This window comes from Photobacterium alginatilyticum (assembly GCF_009910675.1).
GTDB classification, from domain to species: domain Bacteria; phylum Pseudomonadota; class Gammaproteobacteria; order Enterobacterales; family Vibrionaceae; genus Photobacterium; species Photobacterium alginatilyticum.
This window is the reverse complement of the sequence record NZ_RSEJ01000128.1, coordinates 1-1061: the sequence shown is the minus strand read 5'-3', so window position 1 is coordinate 1061 and position 1061 is coordinate 1. Positions and strand designations below refer to the sequence as shown.

Annotated in this window: 3 protein-coding genes; all 3 read left to right on the top strand. The window is 51.5% G+C overall.

Going from position 1 to position 1061, the window contains the following annotated elements; all coding sequences use genetic code 11:
- Positions 1 to 323 (top strand): 4Fe-4S dicluster domain-containing protein (locus EIZ48_RS28345; RefSeq protein ID WP_160658740.1); only part of this gene is annotated, 323 nt, incomplete at its 5' end.
- A 2-nt stretch (positions 324 to 325) separates the two neighbouring features.
- Positions 326 to 709, top strand: coding sequence for a fumarate reductase subunit FrdC (frdC, locus tag EIZ48_RS28340; protein WP_160658738.1), 384 nt, complete (start codon positions 326 to 328; stop codon positions 707 to 709).
- 10 nt (positions 710 to 719) lie between these two features.
- Positions 720 to 1061: fumarate reductase subunit FrdD (gene frdD, locus EIZ48_RS28335; RefSeq protein ID WP_160658737.1), on the top strand; the 342-nt coding region annotated here is incomplete at its 3' end.

Here is a 1061-nt window from a genome sequence, read left to right as displayed (position 1 = left end):
TGGCGAAGTACAAGCAGTTCTCTGCCTGTATCAACTGTGGCCTGTGCTACGCGGCATGTCCTCAGTTTGGCCTGAACCCAGAGTTCATCGGCCCGGCGGCACTGACGCTGGCTCACCGCTACAACCTGGACAGCCGTGACAACGGTGCTGATGAGCGTATGAAGCTAATCAACGGCGAAAACGGTGCTTGGGGCTGTACATTTGTTGGTTACTGTTCTGAAGTTTGTCCGAAGAGCGTCGATCCAGCCGCTGCGGTAAACCAGGGCAAAGTGGAATCATCTAAAGATTTCGTTATTGCGATGATCAAACCTCAGGAGGCATAAGGATGAGCAATCGTAAACCTTACGTTCGCGAAATGAAGCGTACCTGGTGGAAGGATCATCCTTTCTACCGCTTCTACATGGTACGTGAAGCAACTGTATTACCACTGATTTTCTTCACTATCTGCCTGACTTTCGGTCTGGGTAGCCTAGTGAAGGGCCCTGAAGCATGGGCGGGCTGGCTAGAATTTATGGCTAACCCTGTCGTTGTGGTTCTGAACATTCTGGCTCTGGCAGGCAGCTTGTTCCACGCGCAAACTTTCTTCAGCATGATGCCTCAGGTGATGCCTATCCAGATCAAAGGCAAGAAGCTGRATAAGAAAGTTGTTGTTCTGGCTCAGTGGGCGGCAGTTGCTGCAATCTCACTGTTCGTTCTAGTACTMGTTTAAGGAGAACCACGTGGTTAATCTAAATCCTAAACGTTCTGACGAGCCAGTATGGTGGGGTCTGTTCGGTGCCGGCGGTACTTGGTTTGCAATGCTGACACCTGTGACTGTACTGGTACTGGGTATCATGGTTCCACTTGGCATGCTTGATGCCGAGTCTATGAGCTACGAGCGTGTATCAGGCTTCGTGACCAGCATCATCGGTGCACTATTCACGATTGCGACACTGGCACTTCCAATGTGGCATGCAATGCACCGTCTGCACCACGGTATGCACGACCTGAAATTCCACACAGGCGTGGCGGGTAAAGTAGCGTGTTACGCTTCTGCCTTCCTGGTATCTGCACTGGCGGTT